Origin of the sequence: Lentzea sp. NPDC051838, assembly GCF_040681245.1 — a bacterium.
GTDB lineage: Bacteria > Actinomycetota > Actinomycetes > Mycobacteriales > Pseudonocardiaceae > Lentzea.
The window spans coordinates 141,396-168,123 of record NZ_JBFAYI010000016.1; the positions used below are offsets into that span (position 1 = coordinate 141,396).

A 26,728-nucleotide genomic window follows, 5' to 3' on the forward strand; every position below is an offset into this window, starting at 1 on the left:
GGCGGGTATTTCCGCTTCGGTGTGGTCCGGCTGCTCTGGTTCTCCACGCCGCAGCGCTGAGTCTGTGCACGCGGCACGTCAGTCATCGGGCACCACCTCCGGATCGCACCTCATCCCTAAGGCTGCCCACGCCCCAGTGCCGCCCGCGCCCCCCAGTACCGCACCACATCCGTAGGGCCGCCCACGCCCTTAAGGCCGCCCACCATCCCAAGGGCCTCACCGCGTTCCAAGGCCTCACCGCGTTCCAGGCCGCCCAGTCCCTAAGGCCGCCCAGTCCCTAAGGCTGCATCGCGTCCCCAAGGCCGCCGCGTCCCCAGGGCCGCACCGCACCCTCAAGGCCGCTCACGCCCCCAGGGCTGCTTACGCCCCCAAGGTCCACACGTCCCCAGACCGCACCACCCTCTGGGCTTCGCCCTCCCCAGGAGCACCGCGCCACTCCCTGAAGCCCATCACCTGAAGGGCACACGCCCCCAGAGTCTCCATACCTAAGAGCCTCCGCCCTCAGAGCCTCCACCCCAGATGGCGCTCCGCCCCCAAAGCGCACCCCCCGGAGCGCACCCCCCAAAGCGCGCCACCCCGGAGCGCACCCCCCAAAGCGCACCACCCCGGAGCGCATCCCCAAGACGCACCATCCGGAGCGCATCCCCAAGACGCACCACCCGCATGCCTCTGGCCCAGAGGTGTGCGGACCCTGGTGGCTGCCGTTGCCACCTCCGCGAAGGCCGCCCCCTACCGAGCGGGCTGCCCAACAACGCGCTGAAGGCTTCGGCGGCGGTCGTTCTGGAGCGATCCAAACCCGGAGCGGGGTCCGCCTGTTGAGACACCGAAACACCGCGTGTCGCGCAAAACCGAGCGGCGTGTCGCGGGACCAAACGCAAGCGGCCGCCCTCCCAAAAGGGAGAGCGGCCGCAAGGGCGTTGGTGCGTTAGAGGCGGCTTTGGAGCGCTTCCGCGGCTGCCAGCAGATCGGCTGCCCAGCGCGCGCCAGGGCGACGGCCCATTCGGTCAATGGGGCCCGAGACCGAGACGGCTGCTACGACGGCGCCCGAGGAGTCGCGCACCGGTGCGGAAACCGAAGCCACGCCTGGCTCACGCTCGGCCACGCTCTGCGCCCAGCCGCGGCGGCGTACCTCGAGCAAAGTCCGCTCGCCGTAGACGGCGTCGGCCAGGACCGCGCGCTGAGTGCCCGGGTCTGCCCACGCCGCAAGGACCTTGGCGCCTGAGCCGGCCGTCATCGGCAACCTAGCCCCGATGGGAACGGTGTCGCGCAAGCCTGATGGCGGTTCGGCGGCCGAGACGCAGACGCGCTGCATGCCGTCGCGGCGGTACAGCTGCACGCTTTCGCCGGTGATGTCGCGCAGGCGCGGCAGCACCGAGGAAGCCGCGTCCAGCAACGGGTCCGTCGCGCCGCCTGCCAGTTCGGCGAGGGCCGCTCCGGGGCGCCAGCGGCCGTCGGAGCCTCGGCGCAGCAACCTGTGCACCTCGAGGCCCACGGCCAGGCGGTGCGCGGTTGCTCGCGGCAGGCCGGTGCGATTGCACAACTCGGCCAGGCCGCACGGATCTTTTGCTACGGCGTTCAACACGGCCACTGCCTTGTCCAGCACGCCGATCCCGCTATGCTGTCCCACAGGCCGATACTAACTTCCCAAGCAGTGAGAAGTCCAGACCTGTCGGCCTGTCCATACTGTGGGAGATGTCGCGATGAGCCGCACGCTCGCGGAGAAGGTGTGGGAGGCACACGTTGTGCGCCACGGCAGTGGTGCGGAGCCGGACCTGCTCTACATCGACCTCCATCTGCTGCACGAAGTCACCAGCCCCCAGGCGTTCGACGGCCTCAGGCTCGCCAACCGCAAGCTGCGCAGGCCTGATCTGACGATCGCCACCGAGGACCACAACGTCCCGACCGTCGACATCGACAAGCCGATCGCGGATCCCGTGTCGCGCCTTCAGGTCGAGACCTTGAGGCGCAACTGCGCGGAGTTCGGCGTGCGGCTGCACCCGATGGGTGACCTCGAACAGGGCATCGTCCACGTGGTGGGCCCGCAGCTCGGCCTCACGCAGCCCGGCATGACCGTTGTGTGCGGCGACAGTCACACGTCCACGCACGGTGCGTTCGGCGCGCTGGCGTTCGGCATCGGCACGTCCGAGGTGGAGCACGTGATGGCGACGCAGACGTTGCCGTTGCGTCCGTTCAAGACGATGGCCATCAACGTCGACGGCGCGCTCAAGCCCGGCGTCACGGCGAAGGACATCATCCTCGCGGTCATCGCGAAGATCGGAACCGGTGGCGGACAGGGCTATGTGCTCGAGTACCGCGGCGAAGCCATCGAGAACCTGTCGATGGAAGCGCGCATGACGGTGTGCAACATGTCGATCGAGGCGGGCGCGCGTGCCGGCATGATCGCACCGGACGAGACGACTTTCGACTACATCAAGGGTCGCCCGCACGCACCGTCCGGCGCGGACTGGGACGCGGCCGTCGAGTACTGGAAGACGCTCAAGACCGACGAGCAAGCGACTTTCGACGCAGAGGTGAGCATCGACGCCGACGAGCTCACGCCGTTCGTCACGTGGGGCACGAACCCCGGCCAGGGTTTGCCTCTGGGTGCGAACATCCCCGACCCCGAGCAGATCGTGGACGAGAACGAGCGCGTGGCCGCGGAGAAGGCGCTGGCGTACATGGGCCTGCAGCCCGGCACGCCGCTGCGCGACATCCACGTGGACACCGTGTTCCTCGGGTCGTGCACGAACGGGCGCATCGAGGACCTGCGCGCCGCCGCGGACGTCATCAAGGGGAAGCACGTCGCTTCTGGAGTACGGATGCTGGTCGTCCCTGGTTCGATGCGGGTGCGCAAGCAGGCCGAGGACGAGGGACTGGACAAGGTCTTCCTCGACGCGGGCGCCGAGTGGCGTCAGGCGGGCTGCTCGATGTGCCTTGGCATGAACCCGGATCAGCTCGCGCCGGGTGAGCGCAGCGCCTCGACCTCCAACCGCAACTTCGAGGGCAGGCAGGGCAAGGGCGGCCGGACGCATCTCGTTTCGCCGCTCGTCGCAGCCGCCACCGCCGTTCGCGGCACCCTGTCGGCCCCCGCAGACCTGGAGAACTGAAAGCCATGGAAGCCTTCACCACCCACACGGGCGTCGGCGTGCCGCTGCGCAGGTCCAACGTGGACACCGACCAGATCATCCCCGCGGTCTACCTCAAGCGCGTGACCCGCAGCGGGTTCGAGGACGGGCTCTTCGCCGCCTGGCGCGGTGACGAGCACTTCATCCTCAACCAGGAGCCCTTCAAGACGGGCAGCGTCCTCGTGGCGGGCCCCGACTTCGGCACCGGGTCCTCTCGGGAGCACGCCGTCTGGGCGTTGATGGACTACGGCTTCCGCGTCGTCGTGTCGTCCCGATTCGCGGACATCTTCCGGGGCAACTCCGGCAAGCAGGGTCTCGTCGCGGCGCAGTGCAGCCAGTCCGATGTCGAGTTGCTGTGGAAGTTGCTGGAGTCCGAACCCGGCACGCCGGTCACCGTGGACCTCACCGACAAGACAGTTCGCGCCAAGGACTTGGTTGCCCCGTTCGAGATCGACGACTACACCCGCTGGCGCCTTCTCGAGGGCCTCGACGACATCGCTTTGACGCTGCGCCACGAGGCCGAGATCAGCGGATTTGAAGGCAATCGCCAGACTTGGTTGCCCACAACGGATCCGCTTCAGGCGGTCTGAGAGGGGGCCGGATTCTCCCCTTCAGAGGGGCGAATCCGGCGCCTCCTGTCCCTCGAAGGGGCGCAATTAGCCACGCCACAACGAAAATTTTGGCGTGGCGATTGGTATTTCTCGCGATTTGGGCCTACCGTTGCGTTCTAGTCGGCCCGACGCTAGGGCCGTGAGCGTCCTGGGAGGGACTGAAGGTGAACAAGGCCCAGCTCATCGAGGCGCTCGCCGAGCGCCTGGGAGACAAGAAGACCGCGGGTGCTGCTGTTGATGGCCTCGTCGATGTGATCGTGCGAAGCGTCAACAAGGGCGAGAAGGTCAACATCACGGGCTTCGGCGTCTTCGAGAAGCGCGCCCGTGCGGCTCGCACCGCGCGCAACCCGCGCACGGGCGAGACCGTGAAGGTCAAGAAGACCAACGTGCCCGCGTTCCGCCCCGGCTCGACGTTCAAGGACGTCATCAGCGGTGCGAAGAAGCTGCCGAAGGCCGTTGCGGCCAAGCCGGCCGCGAAGCCCGCTGCCGCTGCGGCTGCGAAGCCCGCTGCTGCCAAGGCTCCGGCTACGCGTGCCACCACGACGCGCGCCACCACGACGCGCACCCGCACGGCTGCGGCCGCCACCAAGGCGCCCGCGACCCGTCGCACCACCACGGCTGCCGCGAAGCCCGCTGCTGCCAAGGCCGCGCCTGCCAAGGCGGCCGCGACGAAGACCGCTGCGAAGCCGGCCGCCAAGGCGACCGCTGCCAAGAAGCCCGCTGCCGCCAAGACGACGGCTGCGGCCAAGCCCGCCGCGAAGACCACGGCCGCCAAGGCGCCCGCGGCTCGCAAGACGGCTGCCAAGAAGAAGTGAGACGGGCCTCCGTCAGGGAGGCTGCGTCACTTCAGTAACCACGCGGAAGGCCCCGGTGTGCGCACACCGGGGCCTTCCGCGTGTCTGGGACATTCCCGGTTGGCACACCGGTATAAGAATCCGTTCCGGAACGCTCCCGGGAACGCTGAAGCCCCAATAGAAATAACGCCGCCACGCCTGCGAACGCCCCCGCGACAAGCGAAACCGCCGCCTCAGATCCCGACTTGGTTGCCAGAGGCGAACTTTCGTCGAGCATCGAAGACGGCGGTTGAAAACGTGTGCAGCGAGCCTCAGGGACGCGGCAGCGGCGAGGCCAGGTAGTGCGCCGACACCAGCGTTGGCCAGCGCGAAGGTGAGTCCGAAGTGGACCACGTGCCGAACGGCCTGGTGAAGGCCAGCACCCACGCGCTGCCCTTCTTGGAGGGGAACTCCGACAGCCGCAGACCGCCCAGATCGGCCAGCGTCTGCACCACCGACGGGATCACCCCGCCCTGCGACGACACGACCGCGCGGCCTTCGAGAGCGGCCACCTCCAGCAGCCGCACGAGTCCTGCCTCGGGATCGGGCCAGTAGCCCTCCTCGGACAGCCGCGGCTCCTCGACCATCTCGACGGCCAGGTCCTCGGCCACGCCTCGCACGGTGTCCGCGCAACGCACCCTGGGCGCCGTGTGGACGCGCGTGGGCGACCACAAGGGCAACAGGGACTGCAGCGCGGCAGCCTGCTTCCAGCCGGCGCCTGAGAGCGGGCGGAGGTCGTCGTCCAGCTCCCACTCGGACCGCTTGCCGGCTTTCGCGTGCCGCACGAGCAGCACCAGCAACAGGTCCGCGGGCAGCCGGTCGAACTCCTTCAGCACATCGCGGTCGTGCGAGTACGTCAAAAGCGAAGCAGCCTCGGCGACCGGCAGCCACCGCAGAACGTCGACCTCTTCGTTTGCCTCGAATGAGCCGGAAACGGCTTCGGCGGCGTAGTAGTCGACGGTCTTCTCCTCGCCTCGCACCGTGTACGAGACCTGTTTCAAATACCGCCCGAGCACGCTCGCGTACCCGGTTTCCTCCGAGATCTCGCGTGCCGCGCAGGCCGGGATCGTCTCTCCCCGGTCCAGCTTTCCCTTCGGCAACGACCAGTCGTCATAACGCTGGCGGTGCACCACCGCGACTTCGACGTCACCGTCCGCGTCGCGCCAGAGCACCGCCCCAGCAGCTTTGATCACCCAAGAGCTCCGTGCTTGTGCAGAGTTTCCAACTGGTGGTCGCGCACCGACGAACCGTCCGACGGCGACGCTTCCCATTCTCCGTCAGCGCGCAGCACCCAGCAGCGCGTCTGCGGGTCGAGCGCGGAGGTGAAGATGTCGGCGAGCTGAGCCGCCAGGCGCGGGTTGATGACCCGCACGGCCACCTCGACGCGGCGGTCCAGGTTGCGGTGCATCATGTCCGCGCTGCCGATCCAGTACTCGTCGCAGCCCGCGAAGTGGAAGATCCGGGAGTGCTCCAGGAACCGGCCCAGGATCGAGCGCACGCGGATGTTCTCCGACATGCCCTTCACACCCGGCTTGAGGCCGCAGATGCCGCGCACCACCACGTCGACGGGCACACCGGCCTGTGACGCGCGGTACAGCGCGTCGATGACCTGCTCGTCCACGAGCGAGTTCACCTTGATGCGCACACCGGAGACCGCACCCGCCTGCGCGTGCTCGATCTCACGGTCGATCCGCTCCACGATGCCCTTGCGGACGCCGTAGGGGGCGACCATCAACGAGCGGTACTCGTCCTGGCGCGCGTATCCCGTGAGGACGTTGAAGAGGTCGGTGAGGTCCGCGCCGATCGTCGGCTCGGCCGTGAGGATGCCGACGTCCTCGTACAGCCGCGCGGTCTTCGGGTTGTAGTTGCCGGTGCCGATGTGGCAGTAACGCCGGATCGTCGACCCCTCCTGGCGCACGACCAACGACGTCTTGCAGTGCGTCTTCAGGCCCACCAGGCCGTAGACCACGTGCACGCCCGCCTTCTCCAGCGCCCGCGCCCACTTGATGTTCGCCTGCTCGTCGAAGCGCGCCTTGAGCTCCACCAGCGCCACGACCTGCTTGCCCGCCTCGGCCGCGTCGATCAGCGCGTCCACGATGGGCGAGTCGCCCGAGGTGCGGTACAGGGTCTGCTTGATGGCGAGCACGTGCGGGTCGGCCGCGGCCTGCTCGATGAAACGCTGCACCGAGGTCGAGAACGAGTCGTACGGGTGGTGCACCAGCACGTCACCCTCGCGCAGCGTCGCGAAAACACTCTTCGGCGTCTCGCGCTCACCGAACGCCGGGTGCGTCGCCGGCACGAACGCCGGGTCCTTCAACGTCTTGCGGTCGATGCCGTACAGCTGCCACAGGCACGACAAATCGAGCAATCCAGGCACCGTGACGACGTCGTGCGGGTCGACGTCCATCTCCCGCAGCAGCAACTCGAGCATGTGCTCGGTCATGTCGTCGGCCACTTCGAGACGAACCGGCGGACCGAACCGGCGCCGCGCGAGCTCGCGTTCCAGCGCCTGCAACAGGTCCTCGTCGCGGTCCTCCTCGACCTCGAGGTCCGCGTTGCGCGTCACGCGGAACGCGTGGCACTCGATGACCTCCATACCGGTGAACAGCTCGCCCAGATGCGCGGCGATGAGTTCTTCCAACGGCAGGAAAGTCGCGGAAGACGAAGACCGGTCCGCTTCCACGCGAACGAGACGCGGCACGTTGTCCGGCACCTTCACGCGCGCGAACCGCTCGCCGCCACCCTCGGGATCGCGCACGGTCACCGCGAGGTTCAGCGACAGCCCCGAGATGTACGGGAACGGGTGCGCCGGGTCGACCGCGAGCGGCGTCAGAACCGGGAACACCTGCTCGCTGAAGTAGTTGGAGAGCCGCAGCCGGTCGTAGTCCGTGAGGTCGCCCCACGTCACGATGCTGATCCGGTGCTCTTCCAGGCCGGGCCGGATGTGGTCGAGGAACGCGCGGGCGTGCTCCTCGACGAGTTCCTGCGAGCGCTTGGAGATCGCCACGAGCTGCTCGCGCGGCGTGAGCCCGTCCGCGCTGCGCACCGAGAGACCGGTCTCCTCGCGCCGCTTCAGCCCGGCGACCCGGACCATGTAGAACTCGTCCAGGTTCGAGGCGAAGATCGCGAGGAACTTCGCGCGCTCCAGCAGCGGCTGCGAGGAGTCCTCGGCCAGCGCGAGCACCCGGGAGTTGAAGTCCAACCAGGACAGTTCACGGTTGAAGTACCGGTCGTCCGGCAGATCCGTGGGCAGGATGGCGGACGTCGTCGCGGGCGGCGCCGAGGGCACACCGCGCGTCGGCGCACTCGTGCTCACCTTCGGCTCGGCGGCCGGGGGTTCGGCCTTCGCGCGCGAGGTGGAAGCCCGCCTGGTCGCCGCGCGAGGCTGCCGGCGCGGGGTCGCCGCCGCACGCGGGGTCGCCGCTGCCTTGCCACGCGTCGAGCGGCGTCGAGATGGGGTCGCCTTGTCGTCGTTGTCATCCGTGCTCACGTCCGGCATTGTTCCGCACTATCGCCGTGAGCGCCCCCAACCAGGACGTCCGTCTGGTGAACTCCTCGTCACAGAACAGGCAGGCGCAGCGCGGTGACGACCCCGTCGGGACTACGTTCGAGGGTCACCCGTTGCCCCGGACGCAGCATCCGCCAGCCACCCGCGGTGACGGCTTCCGCGCTCACGTCGAGCAGAACACCGTCATCACGCAGAACGACGGCAGAGCCGTCACTGTTAAACGTCGACACGGTCGCCTGCACGGAGCAGAAGCTTAGACGTTCGGACCTACACGTCTCATTTGCAGCGCTGCCAGGGTCGAGGCCATGAAGGTTATTGCCACATTGACCGCGGCGACCCTGTTGGCCTTCACCACGGCAGGAATGGCTTCGGCTGCGGCGGCCGAACCCAAGACTCCCGTAGTGGACAAACCACGCCTCCAGGCGGCAGCGAAGAACGTGCGCCTGAAGGCCGCACTGCCCGGCACCGAACGGGCCATCTCCATCGCGTTCGCCCAGTACGGGCCGCGCGACGTGGCGTTCGTCAGCATGGAGACCGGGCTGAAGACGTTCGACGTCACCGATCTGGACCAACCCAAGCTCCTCGACCACCTCACCAAGGCCGAGATGGCGCTGCCGGGCGACGACCCGACGAAGCGCTTCTGGGAGAACGAGGACATCAACGTCGACCCGAAGCGCAAGCTCGCGTTCCTGGCGCGCGAAGTGAACTCGTTCGGACGCGCGCTGCCGGGTGACCGCCCGACCGGCAACTACATCGTGTCCGCTGTGGACCCCGCCGACCTCAAGGTGCTCAGCTTCCACCGGCAGAACACCGGCCACACCAGCACCTGCGTCAACGACTGCCAGTTCCTCTGGACCGCGGGGCTCGACCGGTCGGACGCCAAGACCGGGCGGATCTTCGTCACCGACATCCGCGATCCGAAGACGCCGAAGGAGCTCCCGGTCTCGGTCGACGTCCGCGGCAAACCGGGCCAGGGCAAGATCACGCACGACGTCCAGGTCGACGCGCAGGGCATCGCGTGGGTCGCCGGTGACGACGGCACCCGCGGCTACTACACGCAGGGCTGGCACCGCGACCCGTTGAGCGGCAAGTACCGCGAGGCGAAGGCCTGGGACCCGGTCGCGTACGCGGGTGGCACCGTGCCGAAGGCGGACATGCCGACCTCGTTCACGCACAACTCGTTCCGCCCTGTCGGCCGCACGCTGACCGACGGACCCCGTCCCACGCCGGAGAACCCGGCCGGCTCACTGCTGCTGCACACCGAGGAGGCGTTCGGCTCGTCCACGTGCAAGACCGAGGGCCGGTTCGTCATCTCCTCGCTGCAGGGCACGCACAACGGTGAGGGCTGGGGCGAGACTCCCAAGGAGATGAAGACCGTCGGCATCTGGAGCCCGGACGACCAGGAGGGCACGATTCCCGGCAACGTCACGTGCTCGGCGCACTACTTCGACGTGCAGAAGCGGATAGTCGCCTACTCCTGGTACAACCAGGGCACCCGCCTGCTCGACATCTCCAACCCGGCCAAGCCGATCCAGATCGGGTACTGGCGACCGGACGCGGCGACCTCGTGGGCGCCGTACTGGCACCGCAACACCGTTTTCGTCGCCGACCTCGTCCGGGGCGTCGAGATCCTGGACCTGGAGAAGGGCGCCTTCGACGCGCAGGCGAGCGGAACTCCGGTGACGCTCACGACGCAGTACGCGAAGGAACAGGTGCGGGAGAGCGACCGGGAACCCCTGCCGCTCGCCCCGAACCCCGTCTACGGCTGGGCGTGCCCGATGATCGCGGGCCGCGAGGACTCGGACTGCGGCGCCGGCTCCTGCTGCTGAGCCTTCGCGCGCTGGCGGGCGATCACTCGACGACCGTGCTCGATCATCGGGATCTCCACGGTCACGTAGAGAGCGCTCGCCAGCGCCAGTCCCACCGCGGTGACGGCGACGGCCTGCCCGATGCCGGACAGCGAGGGCCAGAAGAACCAGATGACCGTCGCGGCGATCGTCTGCACGAGGTAGAGCGAGTACGAGCGCTCACCCACGAACTGCATCGGCTTCGTGGACAGCGACGACCTCACGAGCCCCGGTGAGAGCAGCGCGGCGAGCAGCAGCGCCGTCGCGGGCGCGTACATGGGGATGACCAGCACGTGGCCTTGGATTCCGTTGATCCCGTTGAGGAAGTCGCAGACGGGCTTCAGGCTCAGGTGCACACCGATGAATCCGATTGAGACGATCACCTGCGCGACCGGGTTCGTCAGGGGCCGCAGCACCGCGAAACCACGCCTGCTGTGCAGGGCGATGGCCAGCAGGACACCGGTCAGGATCGAGAAGTAGTGCAACGGCCAGCCGGGGTTGCGCTGCGCCACCGTGAAGTTCACCAGCACGAGCCCGAGCAGCATGAAGAGGACGGCCGCACCGGCGCGGCGCTTGAGCACGACGGTGCCGAGCGCGACCGCCACCAAGGGCCAGACCAGGTAGAACTTCTGCTCGATGCCCAGCGTCCACGACTGGTCGTACGGGCTGCCGCCGGCGAACTCGTTGGTGAAGGTCAGGAAGTACTTCAACGCGGGACCGATGCCGTTGCTGACGAACTTGCCGAACAGCGCGGAGCCGACCGCGGTGACGAGCAGAACCACCAGGTACACGGGCAGAATCCGGAAACCCCGCCGCAGGTAGAACTCCTTGAGCGAGATCCGGCCGGTGCGGTTCTCCTCGCGCAGCATCAGCGTGGTGATGAGGAACCCGCTGATGACGAAGAACATCTGGACACCGGCCCAGCCCTGCAACCAGTCGGGGCCGCCGTAGTGGAAGAACACGACCATCACGGCGGCGAGGGCGCGCAGGCCGTCAAGAGCGGGAAAGCGGCGCATCGCCAGGTAGTCGGCGTGCGTCAACGAAGTCATGCAGGTACACCTCTGGGCCGAGCGTCGGGGAACGGCGTCGGGGGATACGCCGTGTGCATCGGGGGATACGGACGTGAAGGCGCGTGGGTTCCCCGTTGCGTGGCCCGGGACTACATGTTCGTGGCGTTCGTCACGCTCTTAACAGTTGGGCAGCGGCGAAAGTGTCGACAGGGGAGCCGAGGCCGCGATCCGCCCGTCCTCCAGCGTGAGCGCGCCACCGTGGACCTCGAGCGCTCCCTCGGTGGTGTGCATGGTCGCCCCGCTGCGGATGTCCGTGACGTACCCGGACTCCGAGCGCCACGACACGAAGTCGCCGCTCACGCGCGGAGCCGTGATCCCCTCGGTCTTCGGCACCTTCTTTATCTCGGCCAGTTCGCGCGGTTCCGTCCAGTCCGCGCGCCAGCCGTGCAACGTGTCCTCGCCCTGTGTCCACACCAGCGTGCGACCGTCCGACGCGACGTTCCCGCTCGCCTGCACCTTCCGCAACGGCTCGGGCAGCGCTGCCTCAGACACGAACTTCCCGTTCTGCAGCCAGATGACCGTGTCGCCGAAGAAGTCCGGTTTCGTGCCTTGGCCGACGACCCTGTCCTTCTTCTTGGCGAGGTCGTAGACGTGTACCGATTTGCCGTCCGACCAGGCCGCTTTGCCGTTGCGCACCACGGCACCGTTGCGACCGATCTGCACGGGCGCGCCGTCGTTGCGCGCATCCCACGCGTACGTCTCGTCCGCACCGGTGGAGAACGTCACCCAGCGGCCGTCGAACTCGACACCGGAGATCTGCTGGTCCTGCACCGCCATCACCTGCTGGCGCTTGGCGTTGTCGCGCAGCACCAGCTCGGTGGTCTGGTTGCGCTTCGTGCGCACCAGTGTCGTGTCGGTGTTCTCGTTGGCGCCGACGATCGTGATGCGTTCGTGCGACCCCGCCTCCGTCCGGTTGCGGGCCAGCTCGTCCTTCCACTGCTCCGGCAGGCCGACCGCGCACGACACGAGCTTGCTCGGCGCTGTGTAGTCGGGCAACGCGTCGTCCTGCAACGCGACGGTGCAGCCGGAAATGACGGTGATCGCCGCCAACGCGACCAAAGTGCGCATCTGCTCCCCAGGGTGTGATCACCCTGGAGGACGCGTGTGGATCGCTCAGGTTGTCCAGGCGGGCAAGGCGTTCGCGGTGTGCGTGCCGAGGCCGAGCATCGACGCGAGACGCAGATCTTCTTCTGTGTCCACGTCACAGCGCAGCGACGGCCACGGCCCGAACAGTGCGATCGCACCGGAGTTCCGGTGGTGGCCCGCGGAGCCGACGCCGAACCGCGGGTCGAGCTCACGACTGGGTGCGGCGAGGAGCAACGTCGTGCCGGTGCCCTGTCGATCGGGGACGAACGCCCGCCTCGCACCTGCCGCTTCGAGTGCGGCCTGGAGCTCGTCGGACCTGAGCGCCGGCAGGTCGGCCTGGAGCGCGCCGATGCGATCGGAACGCAGCGTGCGCGCGCCGTGCCTGAGCGCCTCGTTGAGTCCGGGCTCCGGCGGCTCGGGCACGGACTCGACTCCGAGCGCGGCCATCTCGGCGGCGACGGCCGGGTCCGATGTGATCGTGACCACGCGCCGGACGCCCGGTGTCGCGATCGCCGCACTCACCGTGTCCAGGGCGAGCGCGAGCGCCAGTGCCGCGTGCGACACCGGATCTCCGCCGGTCGCGCTGGTCAGCCGTGTCTTTGCCCTGTCGAGCGTTTTGACCGGTACGACGAGGTCGACTTCATCCCTCACCTCGTCATAGTCCACGATCAGACGGACTAGTGCGTCGACCACTAACCCTTGCCCCTCGATTTCGCCGGTCAGACGGGTGCATCGTGATGTCGACCCCCGCCCGCCATATTGGACATATGGGGGGCGGGGGTCGACATCACGAGGTGCCCTGCTGGGCGCCGGAAGCGAGGGGCAAGGATTGTGGTCGGGGCACTACTGTGCTCATGGGCGCAGTACTTGCAGGTCAGGGAGTGAGGAGAGGTCCACGTGGCCAAGGAGAAGGGCGGCTTCTGGGTCGGGGTCGCCGCGGCGATCGTCTACCCCATGTCGTTCGTGCTGGGCAGGCATCGGATCCTGCACGGCGACCGCATCCCGCGCCAGGGGTCGGCGCTGCTCGTCATGAACCACATCTCGCACCTCGACCCGTGCTACGACGCGGTGTTCGTGCACCGCAACGACCGGGTGCCGCACTTCCTCGCCAAGCACAGCCTGTGGAACGTGCCGATCATGGGCGCGATCCTGAAAGGTGCGAAGCAGATCCCGGTCTACCGGGGCACCACGGACGCGCAGCAGAGCCTGCGCGCGGCGCACGAGGCGTTGGAGACCGGCCAGGTGGTGGTGATCTACCCGGAGGGCACGATCACCAAGGATCCCGACGGCTGGCCGGCGAACTCCCGCACCGGCGTGGCGCGGCTGGCCCTGCAGCACGACGGCCCGGTCATCCCGGTCGCCCGCTGGGGCACGCTCGACCTCTACAACCACTACCAGAAGAAGTTCCGGCCGTTTCCGCGCAAGACGATCACCCACTTCGTCGGTGAGCCGGTCGACCTCTCCGCGTACCGCGGCAAGGAGGAGACGCTCCCGTTGCTGCGCGAGGTCACCGATCTGCTGATGAACCAGGTCAAGGATCACCTGGCCGGAATTCGCGAGCAGAAGGCCCCCGAAGGCTTCTACGGACCGAGGAAGGCCTGAACATGGCGATCGAACGCGTTGCGGTGCTCGGCGCCGGTTCGTGGGGCACGACGTTCGCGAAGGTCATCGCGGACTCCGGTCCCGAGGTCGTGCTGTGGGCGCGGCGGCAGGAGGTCGCGTCGGCGATCACCGAGACCCGTGTGAACGCCGACTACCTGCCCGGCATCTCGTTGCCCGCCAACCTGACGGCCACGGCCGACCCGGCGAAGGCGCTCGACGGTGCGGACGCCGTCGTGCTCGCCGTGCCGTCGCAGACGTTGCGGGTGAACCTGTCGGCGTGGAAGGAGCTGCTGCCTTCCGACGCGACCTTGGTGTCGCTGTCCAAGGGCGTCGAGCTCGGCACGTTGAAGCGGATGAGCGAGGTGATCCGCGAGGTCGCCGGCGTCGACGAGTCGCAGGTGGCCGTGGTGTCCGGGCCGAACCTGGCCAAGGAGATCGCCGTCGGGCAGCCGACCGCGACCGTCATCGCGTGCACGGACCACGACCGCGCGGTCGACCTGCAGCACGCGTGCTCGAACTCGTACTTCCGCCCGTACACCAACACCGACGTCGTGGGCTGCGAGCTGGGCGGGGCGTGCAAGAACGTCATCGCGCTGGCGTGCGGCATGGCGGCGGGCATGGGCTACGGCGACAACACGATGGCGTCGATCATCACGCGTGGCCTGGCCGAGACCGCACGTCTTGGTGCGGCACTGGGTGCGGACCCGCTGACGTTCGCGGGCCTGGCGGGTCTGGGCGACCTCGTGGCGACCTGTGCGTCGCCGTTGTCGCGCAACCGGTCCTTCGGTGAACGGCTCGGCAAGGGCGACACTCTCGCGCAGGCGCAGGAGGCCGCGCACGGACAGGTCGCCGAGGGCGTGAAGTCGTGCTCGTCGATCCTGGAGCTGGCGCGGGCGAACGACGTCGACATGCCGATCACCGAAGGCGTGAACGGGGTCTGCCACGACGGGCTGAGCGTGCGCGACCTCGGTGCCGCGCTGCTCGGACGAGACAGGAAGCACGAGCGCCAGTGAACGACTCCTATGGCGACGGCACCCGTGTGGTGCATTCGGTTGCGGGCAAGCCGGGTGAGCCGTTCGGTGCCCAGCCGGTGTTCGCGTCCGCGTACCACCTGGGCGGCGACGACTTCTACGGTCGTGTCGGCAACCCGACCTGGCGTGCGCTGGAACAGGCGCTGGGGTCGTTGGAGGGCGGGGAGTGCGTCATCTTCCCGTCCGGCATGGCCGCGCTGATGACGTTGCTGCGGTCGGTGCTGTCCACTGGGGACACTCTGGTTGTGCCGTCGGACGGGTACTTCCTGACCCGGCAGGTGGTGTCCGAAATGGACGTCAAGGTCGTCGAGGTGCCCACGGCAGGGCCGTACCCGTCCTTCGAGGGCGTGCGGCTGGTGCTGCTGGAGACGCCGTCGAACCCTGGTCTCGACGTCTGCGACATCGCCGCCCTCGCCGAGGAAGCGCACGCGGCGGGCGCGTTGCTGGCCGTGGACAACACGACGGCGACCCCGCTCGGGCAGCGGCCGCTGGAGCTCGGCGCGGACATCGTGGTGGCGTCGGACTCCAAGGCGGTGTCCGGGCACAGCGACGTCCTTTTCGGACACGTGACGGTGTCGTCGCCCGAGATCGCCGCTCGGGTGCGCGAGCTGCGCACGTCGAACGGGGCGATTCCCGGTCCGTTCGAGACCTGGCTCGCGTTGCGCGGACTGGCCACTTTGGACTTGAGGCTCGCACGGCAGGCGGAGAACGCCGCCGCGATCTACGAACTGCTCAAGGGACGCGTGGACGGGCTGCGCTGGCCTGGCGCTCCGGAAGATCCCGCGTACCTCGTCGCGGCGCAGCAGATGCGGCGGTTCAACGGGGTGCTGACGTTCGAGCTCGCGGACAAGGCCGCGGTGGACGAGTTCCTGGCACGCCTGAAGGTCGTGTCGGCGGCCACGTCGTTCGGCGGCCTGCACTCCACGGCGGACCGGCGCGCGCAGTTCGGCGACCCGGTGCCCGAGGGGCTGGTCCGCTTCAGCGCGGGCTGTGAGGACACTCGAGACCTGGTCGCGGACGTGTCCCAAGCTTTGGGCCTGGTTTGACAGAGGGTCCCGGTTCCGGGACCCTCTGCGTCATGTCCTTCAACACGTGTTGCTGTTGTACCTGGCGATAGTCCCGCGTCCTCTTTCGCGACTCGCCCGGTAAGGACCCTTTTTCCCGATGTTCGCCGTTCCTGAGAACAGCCTCGTTCTGCCTGAGAACACCCGCCTGCTGCACCCCGTCCGGGTTGCCTTGGCGTGGGCAGCCGACCGCGACCGCTGGAAGCACCTGCTCCGCTACGACCCGGAAGAGCGCTTCTCGACGTTGGTCGACAAGACCGACGACCAGGAGATCTGGCTGATGAGCTGGCTCCCCGGCCAGACCGCGTCGCTGCACGACCACGACCACACCTCCGGCGCGTTCACCGTGGTCAGCGGCCTGCTGACCGAGGTCGTGACGACTCGGATCCAGGTCGTGCACTCGCTGCACGCCGGCCAGTCGCGCGTGTGGGGCCCCGGCTACGTGCACCAGGTGCGCAACGACGGCGTCGACCCGGCCGTGTCGATCCACGTCTACCGCCACGGCACCCGCGCGATGAACCCGTACCGCTACGACCCGGTCAACGGCCCCGTTCGCTGACGTGCGGCGGGATCGCCTTGTCCGTCTCGTGCGGCACCGGCGCGCCCCACGACGTGATGAGCGGCATGTGCCCGCCCCACACGAGGTTCGCTTCGAGGTCTGACGGCTCCTCGCCCGGCCCGCCGTTGCGCACCTTGACGCTCGCCTCGGTGAGGTCGATCTCCAGCGCGGCGGTCTGCGCGAGCTCCTTCTTGGACGGTTCGCGCGCGTAGTCCCAGCTGCCGGGCGTGACGTGCTCGACGATGACCTTCAGCGCGTGCTGCGGGTCCTCGGCGATCTTCGCGGTGGCGTGGATGATCGCCGACCGGTAGTTCATCGAGTGGTGGAACACCGACCGCGCGTAGACGACGCCGTCGACCAGAGTGACCGCGACGCAAACCCGCTTGCCTTCGAGCATGCTCCTGATGGACCGTGATCCCGTCGACCCGTGCAGGAAGATGCGGTTGCCGTCCCGCCCGTACGCGGTGGGGATCAGGAACGGCGCCCCGTCGACCTCCACGGCGAGATGGCAGACCAGCCCGGCGTCGAGGATGTCGTAGAGCACCTGGCGGTCTTCGACGGCTCGCTTCTTGCCGCGGACGACGGTGCTGCGAGGCGTGGGGGAGAGCTGCAGGTCGGAGGTCATGCTCCTACTGTGAGCGCTGAAGTGGCATCATTGAAGCGCCATTATTCGCCGATTTGAGAAGGCCGCTTTGGCTGAGACCGCGCTTCCCGTCGCGTTGGACCGCGAGTCCGCCGAACCGCTCGCCGTCCAGCTGGCCGACGCGCTTCGTTCCGCTGCGTCAGAGGGACGGCTGCGCGCGGGCGACCGGCTGCCGTCCACGCGCGCGCTCGCGGAGTCGCTCGGAGTCTCGCGCACGGTCACCGCCGCCGCCTACGACCAGCTGCACGCGGAAGGCTGGATCGCGGGCCGGCACGGCTCCGGCACCTATGTCACCACGACCCCGCCCGGCCCGTTGCGCAAACGTTCGCGCAAGACCGTCGCGCCCGCCATCACCGATTTCGTCGACCTCGGCACCGGCGCGCCCTGGGCAGGCGGCCTCGACCGCGCGGCCTGGCGTCGTGCCTGGCGGGGAGCCGCCGACGTGGCGCCGCTGTCCCGTCCCGAACGCGCGGGCCTGCCCGAGTACCGCGAGGTCATCGCCGAGCACCTGCTGCGCCACCGCGGCCTGGCCGTCAACGCCGACCCCGTGCTCGCGACCGGCGGCACCACGGCGGTGCTGACCGAGATCGCGGTCGCGGTGTTGCAGCGCGGCGACGCCGTGGCCGTGGAGGAACCGGGCTACCAACGCGCCGTGGGAGTCTTTCGCGCCAACGGGCTGAAGGTCGTCCAAGCCGCCGTCGACGCCGAAGGCCTGCTGCCCGAGGCCGTTCCACCCGGCGTGAAGGCGGTCTACTGCTCGCCCGCCCACCAGTACCCGCTGGGTGGCCGCATGTCGGCCGGTCGGAGGGTCGCGTTGGTCGAACGCGCGCGCCGCGACGGTTGGCTGGTCATCGAGGACGACTACGACGGCGAGCTGAGGTACGACGTGGCGCCGTTGCCCTCTCTCGCGGCGTTGGCCCCGGACGTCGTCGTCCACCTCGGCACCACGAGCAAGATCCTCACGCCGACCCTCGGCGCGGGCTGGATGGTCGCGCCCGAGCACATCGCCACGACGATCCTGGAGCACCGCGACCTCACCGGCACCGGCCCGGCCGCGGCGGGCCAACGGGTCGTCGTCGAGCTCGCCCGCACCGGAGACCTGGGCCGCCACCTGCGCAAACTGCGACGCGAACTGTCCGAGCGCCGCGCGTTGATCGTCGACACGTTCGCCTCGGCCGGGATCAGGATGATCGGCGACGACGCGGGCGCCCACGTCGTCGTGCTGCTGCCGAGTGCGGAGCAGGAGCGCGAGGTCATGCGGCTCGCGCTGGAACGCGGCCTGCGCGTGGACGGCCTCGGGCGGCACTACGTCAACCGGCCCAAGTTCCACGGTCTTGCCATTGGTTACTCAGCCTGCTCGCGCGAACAGCTGATCAGCGCGTTGCCCGTCCTCACGGAGTTGCTCACCCGATGACCTTCGTACCCGACGACTTCGACGTCCCCCGCGGACTGACCACCGAGTCCTTCCGCCTGGAACCCCTCGGCCCGCACCACAACGAGCGCGACCACCAGGCGTGGACGACCAGCATCGAGCACATCCGCTCGACGCCCGGCTTCGACACCTGGACCTGGCCGCCGGCGGAGGGCATGTCGCTGGACCGCAACCTGGCGGATCTGCGCAGGCACGCGGACGACTTCACCCAGCGTTCCGGGTTCACCTATTCGGTGCTCGACGGCGACGAGGTGATCGGCTGCGTCTACATCTACCCGGCGCGCGACGACCACGCGGCGGCGCAGGTGCACTCCTGGGTGCGTGCGGACCGCGCTGACCTGGACAAGGCGCTCTACGACGCGGTTTCCGCGTGGCTGGAGAGGGACTGGATCTTCCCCGAGGTTCGATATGCCAGCCGTGCGTGAACTGGTCGGTAGGGGCAATCGCCCAAACGGGTAGGGTCGGGCCCCATGACGCAGCGCAAGACGAGGGTGGCCGTGGTGTTCGGCGGCCGCAGCTCCGAGCACGAGGTCTCCTGCCAGTCCGCCAAGAGCGTCCTTCCCCACCTGGACGCGGACCGCTTCGACGTGGTGCCGGTCGGCATCACACCGCAGGGGCAGTGGGCACTCGGCACGGACCCGAACGCGCTGGAGGCGGGCACCGGCAACCTCCCGACGCTGCGCAACGCATCGGTCGTCGCCGTCGAGCCCGGCGTGGCGCTCAAGGACGTGGACGTCGTCTTCCCACTGCTGCACGGCGCGTGGGGTGAGGACGGCACGATCCAGGGCCTGCTCGAGCTGGGCGGCCTCCCGTACGTCGGTCCGGGTGTGTTCGCCAGCGCCGCCGCCATGGACAAGGTCTTCGCCAAGAAGATCCTGCAGGCGGAAGGTCTGCCGGTCGGCAAGTTCGTCGCCCTCGACCGTTCCGCGACGACCCTGACGCTGGACGAGCGCGAGCACCTCGGCCTGCCTGTGTTCGTGAAGCCGTCGCGCGCCGGGTCGTCCGTCGGCATCTCGAAGGTGAACGACTGGGCCGACCTCGACGCCGCGATCTTCGAGGCACGCCAGCACGACCCGAAGGTCATCATCGAGGCCGCCGTGCCGAACATGCGCGAGATCGAGCTCGCCGTGCTGGAGTTCCCGGACGGCCGCGTCGAGGCCTCGCTGCCATGCGAGCTGCGCCCGGTCGGTGAGCGCGTCGAGTGGTACGACTTCGAGGCCAAGTACGTCGACGACTCCTACGAGGCCGACATCCCGGCGAAGCTCGACGACGACATCGCAGCAGGGCTGCGGGAGATGGCGGTCGCCGCGTTCAAGGCTCTCGACTGCCAGGGACTGTCCAGGGTGGACTTCTTCCTCACCGAGGACAACGAGCTCATCGTGAACGAGCTCAACACCATGCCGGGCTTCACACCGATCTCCATGTACCCCAAGGCGTGGGCGGCCACCGGCATCGAGTACAGCGCGCTGCTGACCACCCTGATCGAGACGGCGATCGCGCGCGGATCCGGCCTCCGTTAAGAGGTCTTGATCGGCTGCTTCGGCAGCAGGTCTCGCACCGCGGTGGAGACGTCCTGGAGCGGACCGGTGCCCGCGTCGTCGGGCACCGTCAGCGCCAGGTAGATGCCGCGGTCCACGACCACCCACGTCGAGGTGCCGGAACCGGGCAGCTGCAGCCACTGCACGTCCGAGATCACCCGCAGCTGCGAGGTCGCGGTCAGCTCGCTCGGCCGAGGCAGGCCGCAGCGCAGCACCACGGGGTCGTGCTGAGCGTCACCCCAGGCCACCGTCGCGGGCGGCGCGGGCGAGGCGAGCTCCCTGCGCGGCAGAGTGTCCTTCCCGGACGGCAGCGCCGCGGGCAGCTTGGAGATCAACGACGTGCACAGCTCGGAACCCGCGTCCGGTGCGTCGATGGTGACCAGCGCGAGGGGACCCGTGCGACCGGGTACGTCCTCCGTCTGGTTCCTGCCGCTCAGCACGAGACCGAGCGCGGCGAAACCGACGACGAGCAGCACGGCGAGTCCGACCGCCACGATCGACGGCCGGGACAGCGCCGGCTTGGTTTCCTGCTGTGTCACGCGTTCATGACAGCACGGACTAGAGATGCACCACCGGGCAGGTCAGCGTCCGAGTGATGCCTTCCACATTCTGGATGCGGGCGACCACGAGCTGGCCGAGCTGGTCGACGGTCTCCGCTTCGGCGCGGACGATGACGTCGTACGGACCGGTGACGTCTTCTGCGGTTGCTACCCCGGCGATCCCGGAAATCTCGGAGGCGACTGCGGCGGCCTTGCCGACCTCGGTCTGGATGAGGATGTATGCATGCACCACGGCGTGCCCCTTCGTCGCGACAGGTTGGGTCGAGGTAGGAACGTGTCACGCAACGTACCCCAGTTGGGGTTCCGAATGCTCAGATTGGGAGGCAACTTTGCGTCCGGAGCCGCCGCGCGACGCGGAGACGGTCGCCGAAGTGGGTGAGTTCCATCTCATCCACCGGGTGACGACCGGTCGGGCGCAACCCGAGACGACCATCCTCGGGCCGGGGGACGACGCGGCTGTCGTCGCCGTTCCGGACGGGCGGGTCGTCGCTTCCATGGACGTGCTGGTCGAGGGTGTCCACTTCAGACTCGACTGGTCCAGTCCTGAGCAGGTGGGCCGAAAAGCGGCCGCGGTGAACCTCGCCGACGTCGTCGCGATGGGCGCGTTGCCGTCCGGTCTGCTCGTCGGGATCGCGTGCCCGCCGGACACTCCCGCCGCGACGGTCCAGGGGATCATGTCGGGCCTCTGGCAGGAGGCGGCGAACGCCGGCGCGGGCATCGTGGGCGGCGACATGGTCAGCTCCGCCACGTTGGTGATCTCCATCACCGCAATGGGTGACATGAACGGACTCGAGCCGATCACGAGGTCCGGCGCGCTCGTCGGTGACGTCGTCGCGGTCACCGGAAGGCTCGGCTGGGCGGCCGCGGGTCTCGCCGTGCTCGGGCGCGGCTTCCGTTCGCCGGTCGGGATAGTCAACGCCCAGCGGACGCCCGAGCCGCCGTACGAGGAAGGCCCGAAGGCCGCCGAGGCGGGGGCCACTTCGATGATCGACGTCTCCGACGGGCTGTTGCAGGACCTCGGCCACATCGCGGACTCGTCAGGCGTGGCGATCGACATCCGCACCGAGTTGCTGCCGTTGCACCCCCGCCTGCTGGACGTGGCGTCGGCGCTCGGCGGCGACGCCCGGCACTGGGCGCTGACCGGAGGCGAAGATCACGCTCTCGCGGCCACCTTCCCCGGTCCCAAGGCCGTTCCGGAGAACTGGACGACCATCGGCACGGTCCGCGCAGGTGAGGGCGTGACGGTCGACGGCAGGGTTTACGAAAAACCCCCTGGCTGGGAGCACTGGCGCGCGTAAACTGGTCGATGTGGAACTATGCACGCGGACGTATGACCATCCAGACTCGGTCAAGATGATCGCCGACCTCCAGCAGGTCTACGTCGAGCGCTACGGCGACGTCGACGTCACGCCGGTCGACCCGGCGCAGTTCGCTCCTCCACTCGGGTACTTCGTCATCGGCTACCTCGACGAGGTGCCGGTGGCGTGCGGCGGGTGGCGGGTGAACGAGGAGCTCGCGGGCGCCGCCGAGATCAAGCGGATGTACGTGGTCGACGCCGCGCGCGGCCAGGGCCTCTCCCGGCTCGTGCTCGCCCACCTGGAAGTGACCGCGCGCGAGGCCGGTCTGGCGCGGATGGTGCTGGAAACCGGTCTCCGGCAGCCCGAGGCGATCTCGCTGTACACCTCCAGCGGCTACGAGCGGATCGACAACTTCGGCGTCTACCGCGACCACCCGGAGAGCCGCTGCTTCGGCAAGCCGTTGTAGGTTCGGGCGCATGGCCATCTATGCGTTGGGGGACTACACGCCGCAGATCCACCCGGACGCGTACGTGCACCCGGATGCGACCGTGATCGGCGACGTGCGCATCGGCGCGCATTCGTCGGTGTGGCCCCAAGCCGTGCTGCGCGGCGACTACGGGCGCATCGTCGTCGACGAGCGCACGTCGATCCAGGACGGCACGGTGATCCACTGCACCGAGGTCCACCCGGTGCACATCGGGTCGTCGTGCGTCATCGGCCACAACGTGCACATCGAGGGCGCGACGGTCGCGGACGACTGCCTGATCGCGTCAGGATCCGTGGTGCTCAACGGTTCCATCGTCGAGAAGGGTGCGATCGTCGGCGCCGGCGCGGTGGTGTCGTTCGACGGGCACGTCCGCGAACGCACGATGGTTCTTGGAGTTCCGGCTCGCGAGCGTGCTGGATATGTTGTGCCAGAACAAGCCTGGGCATTCATCGTCGAGAAATATGTGCAGAACATCGGTGTGTACCGGGAGAAGCTGCGCCGCCTCGACTGAGATAGGGTTCACAGCCGTGGCTCGTCCCCTCAACGAAGTTGTCGAAGCCGGTTGGGCTGAAGCTCTCGCCCCCGTTGCTGACCAGATCGCCGCCATGGGTGAGTTCCTGCGCGCGGAGGTCGCCGCCGGCCGCACCTACCTCCCCGCGGGCGAGAACGTGCTGCGTGCGTTCAAGCAGCCGTTCCACCAGGTGAAGGTGCTGATCGTCGGACAGGACCCGTACCCGACGCCCGGCCACGCGGTCGGCCTGTCGTTCTCCGTGGCGCCCGACGTGCGGCCGATCCCGAAGTCGCTGGTCAACATCTACAAGGAGTACGCGGAGGACCTCGGTCACCCGCTGCCCTCCAACGGTGATCTGACCCCGTGGTCCGAGCGCGGTGTGCTGCTGCTCAACAGGGCGCTGACCGTGCAGCCGGGCAAGGCGAACTCCCACCAGGGCAAGGGCTGGGAGGCCGTGACGGAGCAGGCGATCAAGGCGCTCGCCGCGCGTGACGCACCACTGGTCTCCATTCTGTGGGGCCGCAACGCGCGCAACCTGCGCCCGCTGTTGGAACCGTTGCCCGCCATCGAGTCCGCGCACCCGTCGCCGCTGTCGGCGCACGCGGGCTTCTTCGGCTCGAAGCCGTTCAGCCGCGCCAACGAACTGCTGGAGAAGCAGGGCGCGGAACCCGTCGACTGGAAACTTCCGTAGTTTTTCGATTGCCCCCGCATGTTTTCTGACTAGCGTCGAGGAACATGCGGGGGAATCGCGATCTTTCACTGCTGGCTGCCGGCGCGGGGGTGTCGCAGTTCGGCAACTCGCTGACGCTGCTGGTTCTGTTGTTCTGGGCCACGCCGATCAGCTCGTTGCTGGTGGCCGCGATCCTGGTCGCCGAACTGCTGCCGCTCGTGCTCTGCACGACCCTCGCGGGCGTGCTCGTAGATCGGCTGCCCAACCGCAGGCTGCTGATCACCGCGTTGCTGGTCCAGGGCGCCGCGATCGCGTCCATCGCGCCGCTGATGAGCACTCCGTTGCTGGTCGTGGCGCTGGTGTTCGTCTCTGGCTGCGGTCTGGCGGTCGCCGTGCCCGCCACGTCCGCGCTCGTGCCGCACCTCGCGGGCGAGGAGGAGTCCACACGGGGCTACGCGATGGTCGGCACCGCTCGCAGCATCGGCAGCATCGCCGGTGGTACCGGTGGCGCGTTGCTCGCCGGGATCTTCGGCTACCCCGCCGCGATGCTGATCGACGGCGCCACGTTCGTCGTCTACGCGGCGCTGCTGGCGTTCGTGAAGTCGGAACGCAGGCCCTCCGGTGAGCACGAGCGACGCCCCAGTGCCCTGGCCGGCATCCGGCACCTCAGGGGTGACCTGCTGCTGCTCGCCCCGATGACCGGGCTGGCGTGCATCGTCGGTGCCGTCGTCGTGATCAACGTGGCGGATCCCGCGTTCGTGCGGTTCGTGCTGCACGGAGACGAGTTCCTGCTGGGCGCGATGCAGGCGTGCTGGATGGTCGGCATACCGGTCGGCAACTGGGTCGCCGCCCGGCTGAGGACCGATGCGCAGCTGGCCGTCGCGCTCGCCCTCACCGGGATCAGCACGGGCGTCGCGGTGCTGATCCCGGCCGCGTTGCCCTACGTCGTGGCCGCCGGGACCGGGTGGTTCCTCGGCGGCATCTCCAACGGCGTCGACAACGTGGCCATGAACGCTCTCGTGCGGCAGCGGACGCCCGACGAGATGCGCGGCCGGGTGTTCGCGGCCGTCAGCTCGACGGTGACGGGCGCGAACCTGCTCGGCACCGCCGCGGCGGGGGTGTTGCTGCTGTTCGTGGGGCCGCGGGTGGTGTTCGCGATCGGCGGCACCGGTGCGGTGCTGGCCGGCGTGGTGTGCCTGGTGTTCGTGCTGCGCGCCCTGCCTCGTCAGGCTGCCAGCGGCAGCGTCGACCGGTACCAGGACACGGTTTCGCCGAGTCCCTGACGCAACGGCCGTGGCGTCACCAGCTCGTACATCCGGGTGGTGTCGAAGGCTCGTGGGGGAGCGCCGGTCGGTTTGGTGAGGTCGAGCCTGACGCGTTCGGGCACTTCCAGCAGCGCACAGAGAGTCCGGGCCAGGTCGAGGATCGAGATCGTCTCCCTGGTGGCGACCGTCATGACGTCGGTGTCGTGGTCGACCATCTGCAGAATCGCCGCCACGACGTCGCGGACGTGCACGAACGACCTCGTCTGCGAGCCGTCGCCCCAGATCTCGACGTCCTCGCCGGAGGTGATCCTGGTGATCATCGCCGGGATCACCCTGTCGAGCTTGTCGCGCGGGCCGTAGACGTTCGACGGCCGCGGCAGCAGGATCCGCATGCCGTACTGCTTGCGGTACTGCTCCGCCAGCAGCTCCACGACGGACTTCGAGAGCGCGTAACCGTTGTCCGACTCCACGGACGCCTCGGCGGAACTCACGAGGACGACGTTCTCGACCTCCGCGTCGCGCGCGCAGTTCAGCACGTTCGACCCGATGCGCAGGTTGGTGTCGAAGATCTCGGCGGTGTTGTCGCGCTTGAACGCCGCGTTGCCGTCCATCGCCGCCGTGTGGATCACCGTGTGGACGTCGGGAGCCGCGTACCGCAGCACCGCGCGCAGCTCGTTCTCGTCGCGCAGGTCCAGCGGGAACGTCTGCAGGTTCGGCGCGGTGAACTTCGGCGGATCCGTGCGGTACAAGGCGATCACGCGGGTGTCGGTGCCCAGCAGGGTCTCCACCACGTGCGAGCCGATGAAGCCGCCCGCGCCGGTCACCACGACTGTTTTCACGACTGTGCCTCCACTAGGGCGATGAGGGAGGAGGCGACGGCGGCGGGTGGCGGCAGTGCCCGCATCTCGTCGCGGACCTTCTCCGCGGCCACGCGCGGTGCCGGGTCGTCCAGCAGCCTTCGCACGTGGTCGCGGACGGACTCCGCGGTGATGTCGTCTCCGATGAGCTTGGCGGCGGCGCCGACGGCTTCCGCGCGGTCGGCGTGGCGGTGCTGGTCGCACATCTGCGGCAACGCGAGCTGTGGCAGGCCCGCGTGCAGCGAGGTCATGGTCGTGCCCGAGCCGCCGTGGTGGACCACGGCGTCACACGTCTTGAGCACCTGGTTGAGCGGTAGCCAGTCCACGGCTCGTGCGTTCGCCGGAAGTGCGCCCGGATCGAGCGCCCCGCCGCCGGTGATCACCAGGACCTCGGCGTGGATCGTGGCGAGCGCCACGAGAACCGTGCGCAACACACGGTCGTGTTCGCCTCCCGGAACAGGCACGCTGCCGAGCGTCACGCAGATCCTCGGCCTGCTGCGCGGCTCGAACAGCCACGACGGCAGCACGCCCGAGCCGTTGTAGGCGGTGTAGGCCATCGGCAGACCCGGCTTCGCGTCCGGGTACTGCAGCGCGGGCGGGCAGACGTCGACCTCGAGCGCCGGGTCGTCCGGGAAACCGTGCTCGAGATGAACCGGGGCGAGCGTCTCGGCCTCGGCGGGCGCCAGTTCCGGCGGCAGGGCGACGCCCCAGGTGTGGTGGACGAGCGGGACGCCGAGTCGTGCGGCGGCGATCGGCCCCGCGTACTCCCACGGCGTGTGCATTACGGCATCCGGTCGCCATCTCTCGGCCAGATCGATGACGTTCCGGACTGTGAAATGGGCGATTTTCGCGTAGTGCTCGGTGACGTGCTCGATCAGAGCCTCTGTCACATTTCCGGAATAAAGCGCGTGATTCGCGGTCCCGAAGACTTCCCGAATGGACACCTTGCCCACCGACGTGGCCGGCAGTCCCGTGGCTGCTCCCACCTGCGCGAACCGGTCGGGCAACGCGAGCAGCACGTCGTGCCCGGCGTTGCTCAACGCCCAGCTGAGTGGAATAAGCGGATACAGATGCCCATAGCCCGGACAACTCGTCACGAGGACTCGCACGTTCCCAACGTAAAGAAAGCTC

Annotated in this window: 28 protein-coding genes; 16 read left to right on the plus strand and 12 right to left on the minus strand. The window is 68.7% G+C overall.

Annotated features, from left to right (window positions below; translation table 11 throughout):
* Window positions 1-925: 925 nt before the first annotated feature.
* Window positions 926-1,627 carry an IclR family transcriptional regulator gene (locus AB0M24_RS29610; RefSeq protein ID WP_045310640.1) on the minus strand — a complete coding sequence of 234 codons (702 nt, stop codon included), beginning with the start codon at window positions 1,625-1,627 and terminating at the stop codon, window positions 926-928.
* A 73-nt stretch (window positions 1,628-1,700) separates the two neighbouring features.
* Here AB0M24_RS29610 and leuC point away from each other — a divergent pair, with 73 nt between their 5' ends.
* The 3 genes from leuC to AB0M24_RS29625 all read left to right on the plus strand — a co-directional run bounded on the left by leuC (window position 1,701) and on the right by AB0M24_RS29625 (window position 4,551).
* Window positions 1,701-3,107 (plus strand): 3-isopropylmalate dehydratase large subunit, encoded by a 1,407-nt coding sequence (gene leuC / locus AB0M24_RS29615; RefSeq protein ID WP_363774993.1) that lies wholly within the window; start codon window positions 1,701-1,703, stop codon window positions 3,105-3,107.
* A 5-nt stretch (window positions 3,108-3,112) separates the two neighbouring features.
* Window positions 3,113-3,715, plus strand: a complete 603-nt coding sequence (leuD, locus tag AB0M24_RS29620; protein WP_363774996.1) for a 3-isopropylmalate dehydratase small subunit — start codon at window positions 3,113-3,115, stop codon at window positions 3,713-3,715.
* A 185-nt stretch (window positions 3,716-3,900) separates the two neighbouring features.
* Window positions 3,901-4,551 (plus strand): HU family DNA-binding protein, encoded by a 651-nt coding sequence (locus tag AB0M24_RS29625; RefSeq protein WP_363774999.1) that lies wholly within the window; start codon window positions 3,901-3,903, stop codon window positions 4,549-4,551.
* 290 nt (window positions 4,552-4,841) lie between these two features.
* Here AB0M24_RS29625 and AB0M24_RS29630 read toward each other — a convergent pair whose 3' ends face one another.
* From AB0M24_RS29630 to AB0M24_RS29640, 3 genes are read right to left on the minus strand one after another with little or no spacing between them, the layout of a single operon-like run.
* Window positions 4,842-5,759, minus strand: a complete 918-nt coding sequence (locus AB0M24_RS29630) for an NUDIX hydrolase (protein WP_363775087.1) — start codon at window positions 5,757-5,759, stop codon at window positions 4,842-4,844.
* The gene (locus tag AB0M24_RS29635) at window positions 5,759-8,068 is read right to left on the minus strand and encodes an RNA degradosome polyphosphate kinase (protein ID WP_363775002.1); all 2,310 of its coding nucleotides are present in this window, start codon (window positions 8,066-8,068) and stop codon (window positions 5,759-5,761) included. The genes AB0M24_RS29630 and AB0M24_RS29635 overlap by 1 nt, the downstream gene beginning before the upstream one ends.
* Window positions 8,069-8,127: 59 nt before the next feature.
* On the minus strand, window positions 8,128-8,319 hold the full coding sequence (locus tag AB0M24_RS29640; RefSeq protein ID WP_355565820.1) for a hypothetical protein: 192 nt from the start codon (window positions 8,317-8,319) through the stop codon (window positions 8,128-8,130).
* A 159-nt stretch (window positions 8,320-8,478) separates the two neighbouring features.
* Between AB0M24_RS29640 and AB0M24_RS29645 the strand changes: the two genes are divergently transcribed.
* Window positions 8,479-9,906: a hypothetical protein gene (locus tag AB0M24_RS29645; protein ID WP_363775007.1), complete on the plus strand. Its 1,428-nt coding sequence runs from the start codon at window positions 8,479-8,481 to the stop codon at window positions 9,904-9,906.
* On the opposite strand, the gene AB0M24_RS29650 is transcribed toward AB0M24_RS29645, so the two are convergent.
* The 3 genes from AB0M24_RS29650 to cofC form a co-directional block, all read right to left on the minus strand.
* Window positions 9,837-10,973 (minus strand): acyltransferase, encoded by a 1,137-nt coding sequence (locus tag AB0M24_RS29650; RefSeq protein WP_363775010.1) that lies wholly within the window; start codon window positions 10,971-10,973, stop codon window positions 9,837-9,839. The genes AB0M24_RS29645 and AB0M24_RS29650 overlap by 70 nt on opposite strands.
* Window positions 10,974-11,111: 138 nt before the next feature.
* Window positions 11,112-12,062: a hypothetical protein gene (locus AB0M24_RS29655; protein WP_363775013.1), complete on the minus strand. Its 951-nt coding sequence runs from the start codon at window positions 12,060-12,062 to the stop codon at window positions 11,112-11,114.
* Between the two features lie 45 nt (window positions 12,063-12,107).
* The gene (gene cofC / locus AB0M24_RS29660) at window positions 12,108-12,731 is read right to left on the minus strand and encodes a 2-phospho-L-lactate guanylyltransferase (RefSeq protein WP_363775016.1); all 624 of its coding nucleotides are present in this window, start codon (window positions 12,729-12,731) and stop codon (window positions 12,108-12,110) included.
* Window positions 12,732-13,034: 303 nt separating this feature from the next.
* Here cofC and AB0M24_RS29665 point away from each other — a divergent pair, with 303 nt between their 5' ends.
* From AB0M24_RS29665 to AB0M24_RS29680, 4 genes are all read left to right on the plus strand, one after another.
* Entirely contained in the window at window positions 13,035-13,682 is a 648-nt protein-coding gene (locus AB0M24_RS29665; protein WP_363775090.1) for a lysophospholipid acyltransferase family protein, read from the plus strand.
* Window positions 13,683-13,684: 2 nt separating this feature from the next.
* Entirely contained in the window at window positions 13,685-14,695 is a 1,011-nt protein-coding gene (locus AB0M24_RS29670; RefSeq protein WP_363775019.1) for an NAD(P)H-dependent glycerol-3-phosphate dehydrogenase, read from the plus strand.
* Window positions 14,692-15,759 carry a cystathionine gamma-lyase gene (locus tag AB0M24_RS29675; RefSeq protein WP_363775022.1) on the plus strand — a complete coding sequence of 356 codons (1,068 nt, stop codon included), beginning with the start codon at window positions 14,692-14,694 and terminating at the stop codon, window positions 15,757-15,759. The genes AB0M24_RS29670 and AB0M24_RS29675 overlap by 4 nt, the downstream gene beginning before the upstream one ends.
* Before the next feature lie 118 nt (window positions 15,760-15,877).
* Window positions 15,878-16,336, plus strand: a complete 459-nt coding sequence (locus AB0M24_RS29680) for a cysteine dioxygenase family protein (RefSeq protein WP_363775025.1) — start codon at window positions 15,878-15,880, stop codon at window positions 16,334-16,336.
* On the opposite strand, the gene AB0M24_RS29685 is transcribed toward AB0M24_RS29680, so the two are convergent.
* Window positions 16,317-16,961 (minus strand): pyridoxamine 5'-phosphate oxidase family protein, encoded by a 645-nt coding sequence (locus tag AB0M24_RS29685; protein ID WP_363775028.1) that lies wholly within the window; start codon window positions 16,959-16,961, stop codon window positions 16,317-16,319. The genes AB0M24_RS29680 and AB0M24_RS29685 overlap by 20 nt on opposite strands.
* Window positions 16,962-17,028: 67 nt before the next feature.
* Here AB0M24_RS29685 and AB0M24_RS29690 point away from each other — a divergent pair, with 67 nt between their 5' ends.
* From AB0M24_RS29690 to AB0M24_RS29700, 3 genes are read left to right on the plus strand one after another with little or no spacing between them, the layout of a single operon-like run.
* Entirely contained in the window at window positions 17,029-18,393 is a 1,365-nt protein-coding gene (locus AB0M24_RS29690) for a PLP-dependent aminotransferase family protein (protein WP_363775031.1), read from the plus strand.
* The gene (locus AB0M24_RS29695) at window positions 18,390-18,836 is read left to right on the plus strand and encodes an N-acetyltransferase (protein WP_363775034.1); all 447 of its coding nucleotides are present in this window, start codon (window positions 18,390-18,392) and stop codon (window positions 18,834-18,836) included. Before AB0M24_RS29690 ends, AB0M24_RS29695 begins: the two co-directional genes overlap by 4 nt.
* A 45-nt stretch (window positions 18,837-18,881) precedes the next feature.
* Window positions 18,882-19,931 carry a D-alanine--D-alanine ligase family protein gene (locus tag AB0M24_RS29700; RefSeq protein WP_363775037.1) on the plus strand — a complete coding sequence of 350 codons (1,050 nt, stop codon included), beginning with the start codon at window positions 18,882-18,884 and terminating at the stop codon, window positions 19,929-19,931.
* On the opposite strand, the gene AB0M24_RS29705 is transcribed toward AB0M24_RS29700, so the two are convergent.
* Both AB0M24_RS29705 and AB0M24_RS29710 read right to left on the minus strand, forming a co-directional pair.
* Window positions 19,928-20,488, minus strand: coding sequence for a DUF3515 domain-containing protein (locus AB0M24_RS29705; RefSeq protein ID WP_363775040.1), 561 nt, complete (start codon window positions 20,486-20,488; stop codon window positions 19,928-19,930). The genes AB0M24_RS29700 and AB0M24_RS29705 overlap by 4 nt on opposite strands.
* A 19-nt stretch (window positions 20,489-20,507) precedes the next feature.
* Window positions 20,508-20,741 (minus strand): Lrp/AsnC ligand binding domain-containing protein, encoded by a 234-nt coding sequence (locus tag AB0M24_RS29710; protein ID WP_030467939.1) that lies wholly within the window; start codon window positions 20,739-20,741, stop codon window positions 20,508-20,510.
* 97 nt (window positions 20,742-20,838) lie between these two features.
* On the opposite strand from AB0M24_RS29710, the gene AB0M24_RS29715 reads away from it, so the two are divergent.
* Genes AB0M24_RS29715 through AB0M24_RS29735 form a run of 5 tightly spaced genes read left to right on the plus strand, consistent with a single transcriptional unit; the run spans window position 20,839 to window position 24,758 of the window.
* Complete coding sequence (locus tag AB0M24_RS29715) at window positions 20,839-21,807, plus strand: thiamine-phosphate kinase (protein ID WP_363775043.1); 969 nt, start codon at window positions 20,839-20,841, stop codon at window positions 21,805-21,807.
* Between the two features lie 55 nt (window positions 21,808-21,862).
* A complete protein-coding gene (locus tag AB0M24_RS29720; RefSeq protein ID WP_363775046.1) occupies window positions 21,863-22,273 on the plus strand; it encodes a GNAT family N-acetyltransferase in 411 nt (136 codons plus the stop codon).
* Between the two features lie 10 nt (window positions 22,274-22,283).
* Window positions 22,284-22,805 (plus strand): gamma carbonic anhydrase family protein, encoded by a 522-nt coding sequence (locus AB0M24_RS29725; protein ID WP_363775049.1) that lies wholly within the window; start codon window positions 22,284-22,286, stop codon window positions 22,803-22,805.
* A 16-nt stretch (window positions 22,806-22,821) separates the two neighbouring features.
* Window positions 22,822-23,496 carry a uracil-DNA glycosylase gene (locus tag AB0M24_RS29730; RefSeq protein ID WP_045310622.1) on the plus strand — a complete coding sequence of 225 codons (675 nt, stop codon included), beginning with the start codon at window positions 22,822-22,824 and terminating at the stop codon, window positions 23,494-23,496.
* A 44-nt stretch (window positions 23,497-23,540) separates the two neighbouring features.
* Window positions 23,541-24,758, plus strand: a complete 1,218-nt coding sequence (locus AB0M24_RS29735) for an MFS transporter (RefSeq protein WP_363775053.1) — start codon at window positions 23,541-23,543, stop codon at window positions 24,756-24,758.
* On the opposite strand, the gene AB0M24_RS29740 is transcribed toward AB0M24_RS29735, so the two are convergent.
* Both AB0M24_RS29740 and AB0M24_RS29745 read right to left on the minus strand, forming a co-directional pair.
* The gene (locus AB0M24_RS29740; RefSeq protein ID WP_363775056.1) at window positions 24,701-25,579 is read right to left on the minus strand and encodes an SDR family NAD(P)-dependent oxidoreductase; all 879 of its coding nucleotides are present in this window, start codon (window positions 25,577-25,579) and stop codon (window positions 24,701-24,703) included. The genes AB0M24_RS29735 and AB0M24_RS29740 overlap by 58 nt on opposite strands.
* The gene (locus AB0M24_RS29745; protein ID WP_363775059.1) at window positions 25,576-26,706 is read right to left on the minus strand and encodes a nucleotide disphospho-sugar-binding domain-containing protein; all 1,131 of its coding nucleotides are present in this window, start codon (window positions 26,704-26,706) and stop codon (window positions 25,576-25,578) included. Before AB0M24_RS29745 ends, AB0M24_RS29740 begins: the two co-directional genes overlap by 4 nt.
* Between the last annotated feature and the right edge of the window lie 22 nt (window positions 26,707-26,728).

What these genes read in the sequence shown, in the direction of transcription:
- leuC (WP_363774993.1), top strand. Translation starts at nt 1,701, where the DNA reads ATGAGCCGCACGCTCGCGGAGAAGGTGTGGGAGGCACACGTTGTGCGC.
- leuD (WP_363774996.1), top strand. Translation starts at nt 3,113, where the DNA reads ATGGAAGCCTTCACCACCCACACGGGCGTCGGCGTGCCGCTGCGCAGG.
- AB0M24_RS29635 (WP_363775002.1), bottom strand. Translation starts at nt 8,068, where the DNA reads ATGCCGGACGTGAGCACGGATGACAACGACGACAAGGCGACCCCATCT.
- AB0M24_RS29650 (WP_363775010.1), bottom strand. Translation starts at nt 10,973, where the DNA reads ATGACTTCGTTGACGCACGCCGACTACCTGGCGATGCGCCGCTTTCCC.
- AB0M24_RS29655 (WP_363775013.1), bottom strand. Translation starts at nt 12,062, where the DNA reads ATGCGCACTTTGGTCGCGTTGGCGGCGATCACCGTCATTTCCGGCTGC.
- AB0M24_RS29665 (WP_363775090.1), top strand. Translation starts at nt 13,035, where the DNA reads ATGTCGTTCGTGCTGGGCAGGCATCGGATCCTGCACGGCGACCGCATC.
- AB0M24_RS29670 (WP_363775019.1), top strand. Translation starts at nt 13,685, where the DNA reads ATGGCGATCGAACGCGTTGCGGTGCTCGGCGCCGGTTCGTGGGGCACG.
- AB0M24_RS29680 (WP_363775025.1), top strand. Translation starts at nt 15,878, where the DNA reads ATGTTCGCCGTTCCTGAGAACAGCCTCGTTCTGCCTGAGAACACCCGC.
- AB0M24_RS29685 (WP_363775028.1), bottom strand. Translation starts at nt 16,961, where the DNA reads ATGACCTCCGACCTGCAGCTCTCCCCCACGCCTCGCAGCACCGTCGTC.
- AB0M24_RS29695 (WP_363775034.1), top strand. Translation starts at nt 18,390, where the DNA reads ATGACCTTCGTACCCGACGACTTCGACGTCCCCCGCGGACTGACCACC.
- AB0M24_RS29700 (WP_363775037.1), top strand. Translation starts at nt 18,882, where the DNA reads ATGACGCAGCGCAAGACGAGGGTGGCCGTGGTGTTCGGCGGCCGCAGC.
- AB0M24_RS29720 (WP_363775046.1), top strand. Translation starts at nt 21,863, where the DNA reads ATGATCGCCGACCTCCAGCAGGTCTACGTCGAGCGCTACGGCGACGTC.
- AB0M24_RS29725 (WP_363775049.1), top strand. Translation starts at nt 22,284, where the DNA reads ATGGCCATCTATGCGTTGGGGGACTACACGCCGCAGATCCACCCGGAC.
- AB0M24_RS29735 (WP_363775053.1), top strand. Translation starts at nt 23,541, where the DNA reads ATGCGGGGGAATCGCGATCTTTCACTGCTGGCTGCCGGCGCGGGGGTG.